Here is a 13,616-nt window from a genome sequence, read left to right on the forward strand (position 1 = left end):
ACCCCACCGAACGGACGACCACAACGGCCTGGCGGGCCACCAGGCGCTCCTCATGGTTTGGCGTCCGGCGGCCGTCCGGTGGCCGTCCGGGGCTGGTCAGCGGCGGGTTCTACGTTGGCGACCGCGGTGGAGAATTCACGGCCGGATGCCGCACGGATGTAGGCCAGTTCCATCCAGCGCTCTGCTGCTGTGTCCGAGACGTTTTCGTTGACCACGGCCATCAGCTCGCCCTCGACGCCGGAAGCGACATCGCGGACCCAGCGGCGCAGGAGCCGATGAGACATGTACTCGTACCGTTCACTCATCGGCCGACTCCTCAAGAGAGGCGATGAAACGCTCCCATCCCAGGCGTGCTCGGTCGAGAAGTTCCTGGCTCACTGCAGGCCTGTATTCCAAGCACGGACAGGCTCTGTCGAGGGCTTCGACGTTCATTCCGCGGGTCTCCGATTCCGGGTTCTTCATGAGGGTTCGTCTCAGCCTGGACCTGCTTCAACGATGCGGGAATGACCGCCCGTTGCACTTCTGTGGCACTTCTGTCTCCTGGCGCTCGCGGGCTGTGGTTCGCTGGCGGCGAGAAGGGAGTGAGGCGTGGCGACCGTGCACCAATGGACAGGCCTGGAGGCCCGGGCCCTGCGTCTTGCGTTGCGTCTGAGTGTCCGATCGTTCGCCAGCCACCTCGGTGTCGGTATCCGCACCATCTCCAAGTGGGAGAAGCTCCTGGCCGCGACCGAGCCCCGCCAGGACACCCAAGCGATCTTGGATACGGCCCTGGCGCGCGCGGATGTGGCCACTCATCTCCGCTTCGAGACGTTCCTGTCCGAAACCGGCCGTACTTGCTCGATGGGCGGCCGCCGGACCACTGCCAGCGGGCCGATGGCTTGGGAGCACGAGTCGTGGACAGATGATCTCGAGCGGGCAGTGGTGGCCCTCTCCCGGCAGGATTTCGCCTTCGGTGAAGCCCTGATCCGCCGCTGGCTCGGACGTTTCAAGACCACTGCCCTGGATGACAAGGGCCTGTATCTCTTCGCTCGCTCAACGACCCTGCTGGGCGATCTCCAACGCGATCAGGGGGCGGTGCTCGGCCCGCTGTCGGCCCAGTACTCCTATGCTTCGGCGAAGTCACTGTTCGGTCAGCTGGGCATCCACCGCCGCGTCGCGCAGCTCGATCTGTCCCTCGCGGTCGTAGCGGAGATGTCGGGGAGGCTGGAGGTCGCAGCCCGGCAGTACGAGTCCCTGGCTGTCGACGACCGGCTTTCCCGCCGTGACCAGGCCAGGGCTCGGCTGTGGGTGGGAACCGCCCTGAGTAAGGACGGAAACCACAGTTATGCCTCACGTGTCATGCTCGGTGCGACCAGGGACTTTGAGGACCTTGGCGAGCCGGAGGACTGGTCGGTCGCACACCAGAAGCTCGCGCTTGCACATCGAGGAGCCGGAGACCTGACCAATGCCCTGCACCTCATTGACATTGCTCGCAGGACAGCTGTCACTGACGTGCCTATGCAGAGGGTCCGGCTGGAAACCGCCCACGGCCACATTCTGCTGTCCGATCCCGCCACCCGCGATGATGGACTGACCGTCCTCGACAGAGCGGCCAGACTGGCCGGGCGGTTCGGCCTCAGCCATCAGCTGGCGAGCATCGAGGGCATTAGGGCCATGAGCGAGGGGGCGTCCCGCCTCCGGCGACGGTGACCAGGGAGAAGGCGGCGTGTCGGACATGCAGCAGGCGATCAGCGAGGACCAGTGGCGGCGGGCCGAGCTGATCTGGGACTACCACCAGATGGGCCACGAAATGGCGCCCGTGGACGTCGCCATCGGACTGGGCAGTCACGACCTCGGAGTCGCCGCGACGGCCGCCGGTCTCTATCGGACTGGATTGTTTCCTGTGCTCGTGTTCACGGGCGGAAACAGCGCCACGACCCGGTCTCGGTTTCCTCGGGGCGAGGCCGTCCACTTCCGTGAGCACGCCCTCGAGCTTGGTGTCCCGGACGACGCCATCCTCGTCGAACCCGATGCCGCCAACACCGGCCAGAACATCACTTTCGCCCGCGAACTCCTGACCGCGCACGGTCTCACGCCGAAGACTGTGCTGCTCGTTTCCAAGCCCTACATGGAGCGACGGTCCTTCGCCACCGCCTGCAAGCTGTGGCCCGAAGTCGAGATTCTCTGTGCGTCCGAGCCACTTGAGCTGGACGACTACCTCAAGAGCATCGGTGACGAGAAGCTCGTCCTGGACATGCTCGTCGGCGATCTTCAGCGGGTGATTGAGTACCCGAAGTTGGGGTTCGCCATTGTCCAGGACGTTCCGGAGGACGTGCGGGACGCGTACGAATCCCTCGTCCGTGACGGCTTCACGAGTCGCCTCATCGCCCCCTGACGTCGGCCCTCTCGATGGCCTCGAAGATGTCGGCATCGGTTTCCTGCTGCCAGGTCGGCAGTTCGGGCCAGTCGGCCACGTACCCGGGCTTCGGGTCCTCGAACTGCTTGTACATCTGGGCCGTCCAGCACGTCGCGCCGTACACGGAGCCGGCCGCCTCGCGTTCCCACTGCGGGGTGTCGGCCCACGGTGTGACGTAGCCCGGCTTGGGTTCCCCGGGAAAGTGCTGGTGCACGCCCGCGATCCACGCTTCCCGAAACAGTTGTGCGCCCTGGGGCCATGACATATCGGCCCTGTCGCCCAGACGTTCATCCATCACCGCAGGCGACCCCATCGAGCCCGCCGTAGGACCAGCCCCCAGACGGGTCGCGGGCGCCGAGCGATGGGGAAGGGGCGACCTGAAGCGTCTACCGGCTTCCCAGGCCGTTGTGGTCGTCCTTTCGGGTGCGTAAGGCGTGGTCGTGGTCCTGGAAGGGGCCGCGACGTGCCCGTATGCCCCGGTCGTTCAGCCCCCGGCGCCTCGTCGCTTCGCTGAGGGAGCCGCTCCTGCCTATCCGTCCCCGTGACCGTTCTTTGGCAGGAAACCGCCAAACCCGCTCCGATCCGGACGAGTCGAACCCCGCACCGGGTGGCCCGACCAGCCGTCCGCCCCACCCCCGGAAACAAATCTGCAACCTCTTGCGCAAACTCTTGCAACACTCCCTGCCTGGCTCTACGGTCGCCTGCAATCCCCACCTCTACGCCAGGAGGACCCCGCATGCCTGTCAGAGCCGCCAGAGCTGCAATCCTTTTCGCCGTCACGGCAGTTGCCGTCGCCGGGACCCTCACCGCCCAGGCGCCGCAGGCGCGGGCCGCCGCTCCCGGGGAGCGGGACGTGACCGCCGTGCTCTTCGAGTGGCGCTTCGACTCCGTCGCCAAGGCCTGCACCGACAGCCTCGGCCCGGCCGGGTACGGGTACGTCCAGGTCTCGCCGCCCCAGGAGCACGTCCAGGGCAGCCAGTGGTGGACCTCGTACCAGCCCGTCAGCTACAAGATCGCCGGACGGCTCGGCGACCGGGCCGCGTTCAAGGCCATGGTCGACACCTGTCACGCCGCCGGCGTCAAGGTCGTCGCCGACTCGGTCATCAACCACATGGCCGGCCCGGCGGACGCGGGCGCCACCCACACCGGAACCGGCGGGAGTTCGTACACGAAGTACGCCTACCCCGGCCTCTACTCCGGCGCCGACATGGACGACTGCCGGGCGACGATCTCCAACTACCAGGACCGCGGCAACGTCCAGAACTGCGAGCTGGTGCAGCTCGCCGACCTCGACACCGGGGAGGAGTACGTACGCGGCCGCATCGCCGGGTACCTCAACGACCTGCTCTCCCTCGGCGTCGACGGGTTCCGGATCGACGCCGCCAAGCACATGCCGGCCGGCGACCTGGCGAACATCAAGTCCCGGCTGACCAAACCCGGCGTGTACTGGAAGCACGAGGCCATCTTCGGGGCCGGGGAGGCCGTCTCGCCGAGCGAGTACCTCGGCAGCGGCGACGTCCAGGAGTTCCGGTACGCCCGCGACCTCAAGCGGGTCTTCCGCGATGAGAGCCTCGCCCACCTGAAGAACTTCGGCGAGGCCTGGGGCCACATGCCGTCCGCGCAGGCGGGCGCCTTCGTCGACAACCACGACACCGAGCGCGGCGGCGACACCCTCAGCCACAAGGACGGCTCCTCCTACACCCTGGCCAACGTCTTCATGCTGGCCTGGCCCTACGGCTCCCCGGACGTGCACTCCGGCTACGAGTGGTCCGACAAGGACGCCGGCCCGCCCAACGGCGGCACGGTCAAATCCTGTTACAGCGACGGCTGGAAGTGCCAGCACGCCTGGCGGGAGATCTCCTCCATGGTCGGCTTCCGCAACGCGGCCCGCGGCCAGTCCGTCACGAACTGGTGGGACGACGGCGGCGACCGGATCGCCTTCGGGCGCGGCGCGAAGGCGTACGTGGCCATCAACCACGAGGCGTCCGCGCTCACCCGCACCTTCCAGACCTCCCTCCCCGCCGGCGACTACTGCGACGTGCAGAGCGGACGGCCCGTCGCGGTGAACGGTTCCGGGCAGTTCACGGCGACCCTGGCCGCCGGCACCGCCCTCGCCCTGCACGTCAACGCCCGTACCTGCAACACGACTCCGCCCTCCGCCGGCTCCGGCGCCTCGTTCGCCGTCAACGCGACGACCGTGCCCGGGCAGAACGTGTACGTCACCGGCGACCGGCCCGAGCTCGGCAGCTGGAACCCGGCCGCCGCCCCGAAGCTCGACCCGGCGGCCTACCCCGTCTGGAAGCTCGACGCCGCCCTGCCGGCCGGTACGGCCTTCGCCTACAAGTACGTGCGCAAGGACGCCGCCGGGAACGTCACCTGGGAGAGCGGCGCCAACCGTACGGCCACCGTCCCCGCGAGCGGCAAGGTCACGCTGACCGACACCTGGCGCAACTGAGCCGTCGCCCCGCAGACCAGGGCCGCCCGGCACCCATCGGACCCGCCACCGCCGGGCGGCCCTCCACCCCGCGACCGAGGAGAACCCGCCTTGATACGCCCTGCCGCAGGAGTGCTCGCCGCCGCCCTGGCCGTGACGCTCCTGCCCGTGCTCCCGGCGACGGCCGCCGCACAGGCCCCCGCTCCGCCCCCCGACGCGAAGCTGGCCGCCGAGCCGGCCCGGCACGACCTGACCCGGGAGCAGTTCTACTTCGTCCTGCCCGACCGGTTCGCCAACGGCGACCCGCGCAACGACCGCGGCGGCCTCACCGGCACCCGGTCGCAGACCGGCCTGGACCCGACGGACAAGGGCTTCTACCAGGGCGGTGACCTCAAGGGCCTCACCGACCGGCTCGACTACATCAAGGGCCTCGGCACCACCGCCATCTGGATGGCTCCGATCTTCAAGAACCAGCCGGTCCAGGGCGAGGGCAAGGACGCCTCGGCGGGCTACCACGGCTACTGGATCACCGACTTCACGCAGGTCGACCCGCACTTCGGCACCAACGCCGACCTGGAGAAGCTGATCGACAAGGCGCACGGGAAGGGGATGAAGGTCTTCTTCGACGTCATCACCAACCACACCGCCGACGTCGTCGACTACCGCGAGGGATCCCGCTCCTACCTGTCGAAGGGCGCGTTCCCCTACCTGACCAAGGGCGGCGTCCCCTTCGACGACGCCGACTACGCGGCCGGCCGGGCCACGTTCCCGAAGACCGGCACCGCGTCCTTCCCCCGCACCCCCTTCGTCCCCGACGCGAAGAAGGACCTCAAGGTCCCCGCCTGGCTCAACGACCCCACCATGTACCACAACCGGGGCGACTCCACCTTCGCCGGCGAGTCCTCCGAGCAGGGCGACTTCTCCGGGCTCGACGACCTGTGGACCGAGCGTCCCGAGGTCGTCAGCGGCATGGAGAAGATCTACCAGAAGTGGGTCAAGGACTTCCGGATCGACGGTTTCCGCATCGACACCGTCAAGCACGTCAACACCGAGTTCTGGACCAAGTGGGCCACCGCCCTCGACGCGTACGCCGCCGAGCGCGGCCGCGACGACTTCTTCATGTTCGGCGAGGTCTACTCCGCCGACACCGCCGTCACCTCCCCGTACGTCACCCGCGGCCGGCTCGACGCCACCCTCGACTTCCCGCTCCAGGACGCCATCCGCGCCTACGCCTCCCAGGGCGCGGCCGCCGGCCGGCTGGGCTCCGTACTCGCCGACGACTACCGCTACACCACCGACAAGGCGAACGCGTACGAGCAGGTCACCTTCCTCGGCAACCACGACATGGGCCGCTTCGGGACCTTCCTGAAGCAGGACCGGCCCGGGGCGGGGGAGCAGGAGCTCCTCGACCGCTACCGGCTCGCCAACGAGCTGATGTTCCTCTCCCGCGGCAACCCGGTGGTCTACTCCGGCGACGAGCAGGGCTTCACCGGCGCGGGCGGCGACAAGGACGCCCGCCAGCCGCTGTTCGCCTCCCGCACCGCCGACTACCTGGACGACGACCAGCTGGGCACGGCCCGCACCCACGCGAGCGACGCCTACGACCCCGGGCACCCGCTGTACCGGCGGATCAGCGAACTGTCGAAGCTCACCAAGGCCCACCCGGCCCTGCGCGACGGCGTGCAGAGCGAGCGCCTCGCCGACGGGCCGGTGTACGCCTTCGCCCGGACCGACGCCCGCACCCGGACCGAGTACCTGGTCGCGGCGAACAACGCCCCCGAGGCCCGCACCGTCGAGATCGACGCCCCCGCCGGCGCCCAGTACCGCCACCTGTACGGGGGCACCGCCCTGGTCCGCGCCTCCGCGGCCGGCAAGCTCACCGTCCCGCTGCCCGCGCTCGGCTCGGTGGTCCTGCAGGCCGTGGCGCCGCTCGCGGCGCCCACCGTCAAGCCCGCGCTCACCCTGAAGGCCCCGGCGCCCGGCGCCACCGGCACCGTCGAGCTGTCCGCCGAGGTCACCGGCGGCGGCCTGAACCGGGTCGTGTTCGCCGCGCAGACCGGCACCGGGAAGTGGCAGGTCCTCGGCTCCGCCGACCACGCCCCGTACAAGGTCACCCAGCACGTCACGGCTCCGGCCGGAACGCCCCTGCGGTACAAGGCCGTCGTCATCGACGCGGCGGGACGCACCGCCGGCGCCCTCGCCGCCTCCGTCGCCGGGCAGACGCCGCCGAAGGAGACCCCGACCGCCGCCGCACGCGACTACGCGGTCGTCCACTGGAACCGCCCCGACGGCGACTACGCGAACTGGCGGCTGTACGCCTGGGGAGACATCGCCGAGGGCGAATCCACTCCGTGGCCCGAAGGGCACGCCTTCACCGGCCGCGACGCCTACGGCGCCTTCGCCCACGTCAAGCTCAAGCCCGGCGCCTCCACCGTCAACTACCTGGTCATCGACAAGGACGGCACCAAGGACGTCGCCGTCGACCGCGCCATCGACGTGACGAGGACCGGCGAGATCTGGCTCGAACAGGGCAAGGAACCCGCCCGCACCGAGCCGCCCGCCCAACCGCCGCAGGACACGACCAAGGCCGTCCTGCACCACCAGCGCCCCGACGGCGCGTACGACGGCTGGGGCCTGCACGTCTGGACCGGCGCGGCGAACCCCACCGACTGGTCGAAGCCGCTGATGCGCGCCCGCTTCGACCCCTGGGGCGCGGTCTACGAGGTGCCCCTCGCGGCCGGCGCCACCAGCCTGAGCTACGTCCTGCACAAGGGCGACGAGAAGGACCTCCCCACCGACCAGTCCCTCGACCTGAAGGCCACCGGCCACGAGGTGTGGACGCTCGCCGGCCGGCAGCCGTACCTGCTGCCGCAGCCCGCCGGATCGGCCGCCGCCCTCGACCTCACCAAGGCCGAAGCCGTCTGGATCGACCGGGACACCGTCGCCTGGAAGGCGCCCCCGGCAGCCGCCTCCGTACAGCTCCTCGCCTCCCGCGAAGGCCGCATCACCGCGGAGAACGGCGTCCTGCGCGAAGCCGGCGCCGGCTGGCTGCGGCTGAACCGCTCCGAGCTCACCGCCGCCCAGAAGCAGAAGTTCCCGCACCTGGCGGCGTACCCGGCCTTCACCGTCGACCCCCGCGACCGGGACCGCGTACGGGAGGCCCCGCGCGGCCAACTCGTCGCGAGCGCCCGCACCGCGAACGGCGCCGTCCTCGCCGCCACGGGCGTCCAGCTCGCCGGCGTCCTCGACGACCTGTACGCGACGAACGCCGCCCTCGGCCCCGTCTTCAAGGACGGCCGCCCCACCCTGTCCGTGTGGGCGCCGACCGCCCAGCAGGTCGCCCTCGAACTCGACGGCCGCACCGTCCCCATGCGCCGCGAAGACGCCACCGGCGTCTGGTCGGTGCGCGGCGAACGCTCCTGGACCGGCAAGCCCTACCGGTACGCCGTGACCGTGTGGGCGCCCAGCACCCGCCAGGTCGTCCGCAACCTCGTCACCGACCCCTACTCCACCGCCCTCACCGCCGACTCCACGCACAGCCTCGCCGTCGACCTCACCGACCCGAAGCTCGCCCCGCCCGGCTGGAAGGACCTGCGCAAGCCGGCGGCCGTCCCCTTCACCTCCGCCCAGATCCAGGAACTGCACGTCCGGGACTTCTCCGTCGCGGACCGCACCAGCCGCCACCCCGGCCAGTACCTGGCCTTCACCGACACCGGCTCGGCCGGCATGCGGCACCTGCGGGAACTGGCCGCCGCCGGCACCTCCTACGTCCACCTGTTGCCGGCCTTCGACATCGGCACCATCCCGGAGAAGCCCGCCGACCGCACCGAACCCGCCTGCGACCTGAAGGTGTACGCCCCCGACAGTGCGGAGCAACAGGCCTGCGTGGCGGCCGCCGCCGCGAAGGACGCGTACAACTGGGGCTACGACCCGCTGCACTACACCGTTCCCGAGGGTTCGTACGCGAGCGACCCGAACGGCACCGCCCGCACCGTCGAGTTCCGCAGGATGGTCCAGTCGCTGAACGGGGCCGGGCTGCGCACCGTGATGGACGTGGTCTACAACCACACCGTCGCCTCCGGGCAGGCCGAGACGTCCGTCCTGGACCGCATCGTCCCCGGCTACTACCAGCGGCTCCTCGCCGACGGCGGCGTCGCCACCTCCACCTGCTGCGCCAACACCGCGCCGGAGAACGCCATGATGGGCCGGCTCGTCGTGGACTCCCTGGTCACCTGGGCCAAGGAGTACAAGGTCGACGGGTTCCGCTTCGACCTGATGGGCCACCACCCCAAGGACAACGTCCTCGCCGTCCGCAAGGCCCTCGACGCCCTGACCCTCGCCAAGGACGGCGTCGACGGCAAGAAGATCGTCCTCTACGGGGAGGGATGGAACTTCGGCGAGGTCGCCGACGACGCCCGCTTCGTCCAGGCCACCCAGAAGAACATGGCGGGCACCGGCATCGCCACCTTCTCCGACCGCGCCCGCGACGCCGTCCGCGGCGGCGGACCCTTCGACGAGGACCCGCGCGTCCAGGGCTTCGCCACCGGCCTGTTCACCGCCCCCAACGCCTCACCGGCCAACGGGACCCCCGCCGAACAGCGCGCCCGGCTCCTGCACTCCCAGGACCTGATCAAGGTCGGACTGTCCGGGAACCTCGCCCCGTACACCTTCACCGACACCACCGGCCGCCGCGTCAAGGGCTCCGAGGTCGACTACAACGGCTCCCCGGCCGGCTACGCGGCGGCGCCCGGCGACGCCCTCGCCTACGTCGACGCCCACGACAACGAAACCCTCGCCGACGCCCTCACCTTCAAGCTCCCGCAGGGCACCTCGCCCGCCGACCAGGCCCGTGCGCACGTCCTGGCCATGGCAACCGCCGCGCTCTCGCAGGGCCCGGCCCTCTCCCAGGCGGGCACCGACCTGCTCCGCTCGAAGTCCCTGGACCGCAACTCCTACGACAGCGGCGACTGGTTCAACGCCCTGCACTGGGACTGCCGGGACGGCAACGGCTTCGGCCGCGGCCTGCCGCCGGCGGCCGACAACCAGTCGAAGTGGACGTACGCGAAGCCCCTGCTCACCGGCCCGGCCCCCGGCTGCGCCGAGATCACCGCGACCTCGGCCGCCTACCGCGACCTGTTGCGGATCCGCACGACGGAGAGCGCCTTCGCCCTCACCACCGCGGACGCCGTCCAGTCGAAGCTGGCGTTCCCGCTCTCGGGCCCCGAGGAGACCCCCGGCGTGATCACCATGACCCTCGGGGACCTGGTGGTCGTCTTCAACGCAGCCCCCACCGCCCAACGGCAGCGCGTCCCCGCCCTCGCGGGCACCGCGTACGCCCTGCACCCCGTCCAGCGGGCGGGCGCGGACCCGGTGGTCAAGACCGCCTCGTACGACGCGACGAAGGGGGAGTTCACCACGCCGGCCCGCTCGGTCGCCGTCTTCACACGACGGTGAGCCGGTCCAGCCGCTTCTCCAGCAGGATCACCCCGTAGACCCTGCCGTCCGACGCCTCCTTGTGGGGGAACTCCCCGACCACCCGGTAGCCCGCGTTGCGGTAGTACGCGAGCAGCCGGGGGTTGGTGGAGACGCAGTCCAGCCGGACCCGGGCCAGCCCGGACCGGGCGACGCGCCGCTCGACGTGTTCGAGCATGCGGCGCCCGGCCCCGGCCGGCGCGGTCCGCCGGTCCACCATCAGCCGGTGCACGTACCCCGCGACCGGCGGCTGGACCCCCCACGCCTCCTCGTCGGACCACCACAGCTCGTACGCCCCGACGATCCGCCGGTCCGGGTCCCCGGCCAGCCACACCTCGCCCTCGCGCATCTTCTTCACGAAGTGCGCGGCGTCCTTCTCACCGGGCTTCCACTGCTCGATCCCGCGCTTCTGCATCCACCGGGCGGCCTGGTCGTACAGGTCGACCAACGTGCCGACGTCCTTCTCCACGGCCCGCCGGAACAGGATCTCGTCGTCAATGATCACGCGGGCATTATCGCGCGGTGATCATCCGGCCGCGGGCACCCCGCCGCGTCCGTCACCTTCGCCGCAGCCGGCCGCCGAGCCGGCCCCGGGCACCAGCCCGACCAGCCGTGTCACGAGCTCACCGAACGGCCCGTCCGCCGGCTCGTGCACGAGGATCTGCCCCAGGATCCCCGCCATCTCCGCGTCGTACGAGGCACTGACCGCGGCCAGCGCCGCGAAGTCGTGCACCAGCTGCAACTCCAGCTCGGCGCGCGGAATGCGCCGACCGTCCAGCCAGATCAACGCCGTCGACTCGGCGAGCGACACCCAGGAGCGCACCACCAACTCCAGCCGGGCGGGCGGATCCTGCACCCCGATGTGCGAGACGATCTGCTCGTACGCCGCCTGACGCACCTCGTCGATCATCGCGTTCGCCCGACTGCTGCCGGCCGCCGGACCACCGCGCATCAACGCCGAGAAACCGGGCCCGTGATCGTCCACGAACGCGAAGTACCGGCCCATGACGCGCAGCAACCGAGCCCCGAGCGGCCCCTCGTGCGGCTCCACGAACCGCTGCGCCAACTCGTCGGCGGCCCGCCGCAGCGCGGCCTCGTACAGACTGAGCTTGCCGGGAAAGTAGTGGTAGACGAGCGGCCGCGATATCCCGGCGGCCGCCGCGATCTCATCGATCGACACGTCGTCGGGGGAGCGGTTGCTGAACAGCTCCAGGGCCACCCCGATCAGCTGCTGCCGCCGCTCCTCGACTCCCATCCTGCGCCGCACCCCGGTTGTCATGCCGACACCCTACTGCGCCCCACGGGACGGGAGTCGGGCCCCCACCGGCCGCTACAGGTCCAGGACCAGGCGGTCCGCGGCGGCGCGGGAGACGCACAGGAGCATGGAGTCCGCGCGTTCGCCGTCGGTGAGCAGCGCGTCGCGGTGGTCGATCTCCCCGGCCAACACCCGGTGTTGGCAGGTGCCGCAGAAGCCCTGCTCGCAGGAGTACGGGGTGTTCGGGAGCTCCCGGCGGACCGCCGTCAGCGTCGACTCGTCCGCCGCGACCTCCACCGCGCGCCCCGAGCGGGCCAGTTCCACCGTGAAGGGCCGCGCCGGGCCGCCCGCCGCCGGGGCGAACCGCTCCAGGCGGACCGTCGCCGGGTCCGCCACCGCGTCGGTGACGGCCCGCATCAGGGCCTCCGGGCCGCAGCAGTGGACGAGGGTGCCCGGCGCGAGCGCCGCCAGGGGGCTCAGGTCGGGCAGGCCCGTCTCGTCCTCGGGCAGGACCGTGACCCGGTCCCCGTACGCCGCGAGTTCGGGCAGGAACGGCATCGAGGCGCGGGAGCGGCCGCCGTACAGGAGCGTCCAGTCGGCGCCCGAGGCCGTCGCCGCGCGGAGCATCGGGAGGATCGGGGTGATGCCGATGCCGCCCGCGACGAAGACGTACGAGGGCGCCGGCGCGAGTTCGAACCGGTTGCGGGGCGCGCGGACCTCCAGCTCCGCGCCCTCCACCAGCTGCGCGTGCGCCTCGCGGGAGCCGCCCCGGCCGTCCTCGATCAACCGGATCGCGATCGTGTACCGGCCGACCTCGGCGGGGTCCCCGCACAGCGAGTACTGGCGGACCCGGCCCGACGGGAGGACGACGTCCACGTGCGCGCCCGGGGTCCAGGCCGGCAGCTCGGGGGACTCCAGGACCAGCCGCAGCACGCCCTGCGCCGGCTCCGTACGGGAGACGATCAGCGTGCGCAGCAGTCGGCGCGGGGAGTGGCCGGACACCGGGTTCTCCAGCGCGGGAAGCGGCCACAGCGGGGAGCGGCGGATCCGCCGGCCCAGCGCGCGCCGGGTCAGGAACGCCGCGCCGGCCACGGCGGTCACGGCCAGGGCCCGCCTCACGGCCGGACTCCGCCGTTGGCGCCGGGCGAGGTGGCCAGGTAGGCCTCCGCCTGGGCGGTGGATCCCTCCTGGGAGGGATGGTAGGTACGGGAGAGGTACGTCGGGATCGACCTGGCCATCGCCCCCGCCGAGGGCAGGACGCCCTGCTGTCCCGCCCGGAAGAACTGCCCCAGGGAGGCTCTCGCGGCCGGCAGGTGCGGGTCGTTCTCCATGAAGAAGCGGGCGCCGCGCTGCCACAGGAACACCAGGGCCGTGAAGGCCGTCGCCCAGGTCCGGGCGCGGCGGCGGTAGTTGCCGTCCACGTGCATGAACAGGTCGAAGGCCACCGAGCGGTGCTCCACCTCCTCGGCGCCGTGCCAGCGCAGCAGGTCCAGCATCGTCGGGTCGGCGCCGCGCCGGTCCAGCTCGTCGGCGTTGAGTATCCAGTCGCCCAGGAACGCCGTGTAGTGCTCGATCGCCGCGATCATCGCGACCCGCTCCATCAGCCACCACCTGCGGGCCCGCCCCGGCGGCAGGGTCCGGTCGCCGAGCAGCTTCTCGAACAGCCAGTCCACCTGCGCGGTGTACGGGGTGGGGTCCAGGCCCAGCCGCTTCAGGTGCGGGAGCACGTCGTCGTGCGCGGCGGCGTGCATGGCCTCCTGCCCGATGAAGCCGATGACGTCCGCCCGCAGCCGCTCGTCCGTGATGTGCGGGAGGACCTGCTTGTAGACGTGGACGAACCAGCGCTCGCCGGCGGGCAGCAGCAGGTGCAGCACGTTGATGGTGTGCCCGGCGAACGGATCGCCGGGCAGCCAGTGCAGTGGGGTGTCCTGCCAGGAGAAGGAGACGTTCCGCGGTTGGAGGTCCGTCTGTTCCGACGCCACGGGGGCGGGCACGAGCGGCGTATTAGACATGGCGTCAATGTACTGACGGGTACCGGAGAGGAAAACCCCTCCGGCACG

The 13,616-nt window shown here is 71.0% G+C and carries 10 protein-coding genes; 4 read left to right on the forward strand and 6 right to left on the reverse strand.

The features are described from left to right. Positions 1–50: 50 nt before the first annotated feature. Positions 51–305, reverse strand: coding sequence for a hypothetical protein (locus tag AB0D46_RS12135; RefSeq protein ID WP_362877210.1), 255 nt, complete (start codon positions 303–305; stop codon positions 51–53). Between the two features lie 283 nt (positions 306–588). Between AB0D46_RS12135 and AB0D46_RS12140 the strand changes: the two genes are divergently transcribed. Next, on the forward strand, positions 589–1,689 hold the full coding sequence (locus AB0D46_RS12140; protein WP_362877211.1) for a hypothetical protein: 1,101 nt from the start codon (positions 589–591) through the stop codon (positions 1,687–1,689). Between the two features lie 16 nt (positions 1,690–1,705). After that, positions 1,706–2,374 carry a YdcF family protein gene (locus AB0D46_RS12145; protein WP_362877212.1) on the forward strand — a complete coding sequence of 223 codons (669 nt, stop codon included), beginning with the start codon at positions 1,706–1,708 and terminating at the stop codon, positions 2,372–2,374. On the opposite strand, the gene AB0D46_RS12150 is transcribed toward AB0D46_RS12145, so the two are convergent. Next, positions 2,361–2,660 carry a hypothetical protein gene (locus AB0D46_RS12150; RefSeq protein WP_362877213.1) on the reverse strand — a complete coding sequence of 100 codons (300 nt, stop codon included), beginning with the start codon at positions 2,658–2,660 and terminating at the stop codon, positions 2,361–2,363. The genes AB0D46_RS12145 and AB0D46_RS12150 overlap by 14 nt on opposite strands. A 471-nt stretch (positions 2,661–3,131) precedes the next feature. Between AB0D46_RS12150 and AB0D46_RS12155 the strand changes: the two genes are divergently transcribed. Beyond that, entirely contained in the window at positions 3,132–4,850 is a 1,719-nt protein-coding gene (locus AB0D46_RS12155; RefSeq protein ID WP_362877214.1) for a carbohydrate-binding module family 20 domain-containing protein, read from the forward strand. 111 nt (positions 4,851–4,961) lie between these two features. Next, positions 4,962–10,283, forward strand: a complete 5,322-nt coding sequence (gene pulA, locus AB0D46_RS12160; protein WP_362877270.1) for a pullulanase-type alpha-1,6-glucosidase — start codon at positions 4,962–4,964, stop codon at positions 10,281–10,283. On the opposite strand, the gene AB0D46_RS12165 is transcribed toward pulA, so the two are convergent. Genes AB0D46_RS12165 through AB0D46_RS12180 form a run of 4 tightly spaced genes read right to left on the reverse strand, consistent with a single transcriptional unit; the run spans position 10,270 to position 13,568 of the window. After that, positions 10,270–10,806 (reverse strand): GNAT family protein, encoded by a 537-nt coding sequence (locus tag AB0D46_RS12165; RefSeq protein WP_362877215.1) that lies wholly within the window; start codon positions 10,804–10,806, stop codon positions 10,270–10,272. The genes pulA and AB0D46_RS12165 overlap by 14 nt on opposite strands. Before the next feature lie 21 nt (positions 10,807–10,827). Beyond that, a complete protein-coding gene (locus AB0D46_RS12170; RefSeq protein WP_362877216.1) occupies positions 10,828–11,580 on the reverse strand; it encodes a TetR/AcrR family transcriptional regulator in 753 nt (250 codons plus the stop codon). A 51-nt stretch (positions 11,581–11,631) separates the two neighbouring features. Continuing rightward, positions 11,632–12,675: a PDR/VanB family oxidoreductase gene (locus tag AB0D46_RS12175; RefSeq protein ID WP_362877217.1), complete on the reverse strand. Its 1,044-nt coding sequence runs from the start codon at positions 12,673–12,675 to the stop codon at positions 11,632–11,634. Next, entirely contained in the window at positions 12,672–13,568 is an 897-nt protein-coding gene (locus AB0D46_RS12180; RefSeq protein ID WP_362877218.1) for a metal-dependent hydrolase, read from the reverse strand. Before AB0D46_RS12180 ends, AB0D46_RS12175 begins: the two co-directional genes overlap by 4 nt. Between the last annotated feature and the right edge of the window lie 48 nt (positions 13,569–13,616).

Source organism: Streptomyces sp. NPDC048383 (assembly GCF_040651775.1).
Lineage (GTDB): Bacteria > Actinomycetota > Actinomycetes > Streptomycetales > Streptomycetaceae > Streptomyces.